1 protein-coding gene is annotated in these 2,275 nt (G+C 36.3%); it reads right to left on the bottom strand.

From position 1 onward, the window contains the following. Window positions 1-156: 156 nt before the first annotated feature. Window positions 157-2,229 (bottom strand): AAA family ATPase, encoded by a 2,073-nt coding sequence (locus tag IQ234_RS20560; protein ID WP_193958433.1) that lies wholly within the window; start codon window positions 2,227-2,229, stop codon window positions 157-159. Between the last annotated feature and the right edge of the window lie 46 nt (window positions 2,230-2,275).

The raw sequence follows: 2,275 nt of genomic DNA, 5'->3' as shown, positions 1-2,275 counted from the left end.
GTTGGGGACGCAAGCGCCGTCCCCAAACCCCTCGCGCATTAGCTTTTCGGTGAGATGCTTACACGCGATTGTTCATATTTTTGTACCAATTTAAGAGTCACTGATAATTGCTGGTTGTCTGTATTTGTGCAAAGGTGAGATGCACCCATTTAGCAGTCAGGAGGAAAATCGATTAACTTCGATAATTTCCGTATATTCAAAATTATTAGGACTGCGTTTCACCAGAAAATAATCAACACCATGAAGATTAATTAAGTCCTCTTGACAATCTGCTTTCGGAGAATTATAAACTAACACATATTCTTTACCAATATAGGGAGAAATCTCGGTTTCTACTTCTCCTCTCCATTGAGTTTTTGTCACTAAAACAATTAACTGATTAGCTAATTTAGGAATAGCGATCGCAACTTGCCGACGATAGATATGATCAAGACTACCAAAAGGGGAATCCATCACCATAGGAAAAGTGCTGCTATCAATTCCCATCAAGGTATTTTTCTGACTCCATTCTCGCACTCGATCGATAATTCCCCCGATAAAAGATAAACTGAGAATCTGATTTTCTCCGGTGGAAGCTGCCACGGGAATTGCGAATACTGTAGTATTTTCTAATAGTCTTACCTCGTAATCGGGACTAATACGGGGAATATAGGGAGTAAAAGAAATTGAGTTAAAGATTTCCTGTACCCGTTTTTCTAGGGACAAACGAAACTGATTTTCTAATCTCTGTCTTACCTCACTAATGCGATTAATTGCCTCTTGAGTCGCTAAACTACGTCGTTGTCCTAAATTATATTTTTCCTCTTTTTGTTGCTGTTTTTGTACCTGTTTTTGCAGGGATTCTAACTCTTTCTCATAGATATCTAGTTGATTTTTATTGCTGCCCTGTTCCAAGCGTAAATCTTTTAGGGAATCCTCGATCGCATCTAAGCGAGATTGCAGATTTTTAATATCTTCATCGGGATAATGGCGAAATTTATCCCGCACTTCATCTAATTCTGATTCTACTAAAGATAATTCTAAGCGCCATTGGTGAATATTAGCTTGATAATTATCCACTTCTTGCCAAAAATCTAAGACTTTTTTATCCATTTCTTTGACTGTGGAAGATAAGCGAATGGCTGCTTCTTCTACATCGGCCATTCCTGCTTTATTCATCCAATCTTGTACCTGTAAATAAGCTTGGCTATTTTCCTGTAATTCCTGGCCACAAATACATTTTTTCCGCTCTAATAATTGTTGGACAAATTGCTGTTTGATACCACTGGGTAATTCCCCTTGTTGTCGTAGGCGATCAATTAATTGCTGAAAATTTTGATTAATTTCTTTTAAAAAGACTTGATAAGCTTGCTGAGAAATTAATTTCTTTAACTTATCCTTAGTTCTGACTAAATCTTGCCGCAGATTTCTTTCCTGTTGTTCTAATTTTTCTTTTAACTGTTTTAATTCTTCGGCACCACTTAACTCTAGTAAGCGATTAGTAACGGCTTTTTTTAATTCTTCCTGCTGGGATAACTGGCTAATAATATCCTGCTGACGCTGTTTTAATTTCTCGAAATCCTGCTCAATTTTACTTTCCTGTTTTAATAACTTTTTTAAATCCGATTCACCTAAATCTTTAAGATCATCTTGCAAAGATTTCTTAGCTTTTTTTAAATGCTCGATCGCTCGATCTAATACTTTAACTCCCAATAATTCCTTTGTATCTTCAGCGATTTTACCTTGGCTGCTACTACGAAATTGATGATCGATATATTCGCCATCAAAAAAGAAATAACGGTGTAAACTTTCGGGTAAAATTTGATTAATAATATCCTCCGGTGGTTGATTAGGTGTGTACCAATTACCATCATCACCAGCGTAGAGCATATATAAACTATTTGAACCGTATTTAATTTTACTATTTATATCTTGGTAGGCGAAAAATTTTCGTTTTACCTGATAGCGTTTATTTTCATGTTCAAAGTTTACTTCTGCGGAACATTCTATGGAAGTTCCCGTGGTTACTTCGGTAATTGCCCGTTTATTAACTAATAACTCTGGTTCGGCAAAAGCTGCTGTAAATTTTTCATAAAGTACCCAGGTACAAGCATTTAAAATTGTTGTTTTTCCTGCCCCATTATTGCCATAAATTACCGTCGTATTGCGAGAACTCGCCGCTAAATGTATCTCAGGAGTCTTACCATAAAATTGTCGAAAATTACATAACTTTATTGATAGTAGTTTCATATTTATATAGAGGGGATGATGGGAAAGTGGGGAAGTGGGGAAATGG

The sequence above is a fragment of the Microcystis aeruginosa LEGE 91341 genome (assembly GCF_015206885.1).
Classification (GTDB): Bacteria; Cyanobacteriota; Cyanobacteriia; order Cyanobacteriales; family Microcystaceae; genus Microcystis; species Microcystis aeruginosa_H.
The sequence above is the reverse complement of the archived record's forward strand: the minus strand, read 5'-3'. Positions and strand labels throughout refer to the sequence as shown.

Coding starts and splice junctions, on each gene's coding strand:
- IQ234_RS20560 (WP_193958433.1), bottom strand. CDS start 2,229: ATGAAACTACTATCAATAAAGTTATGTAATTTTCGACAATTTTATGGT.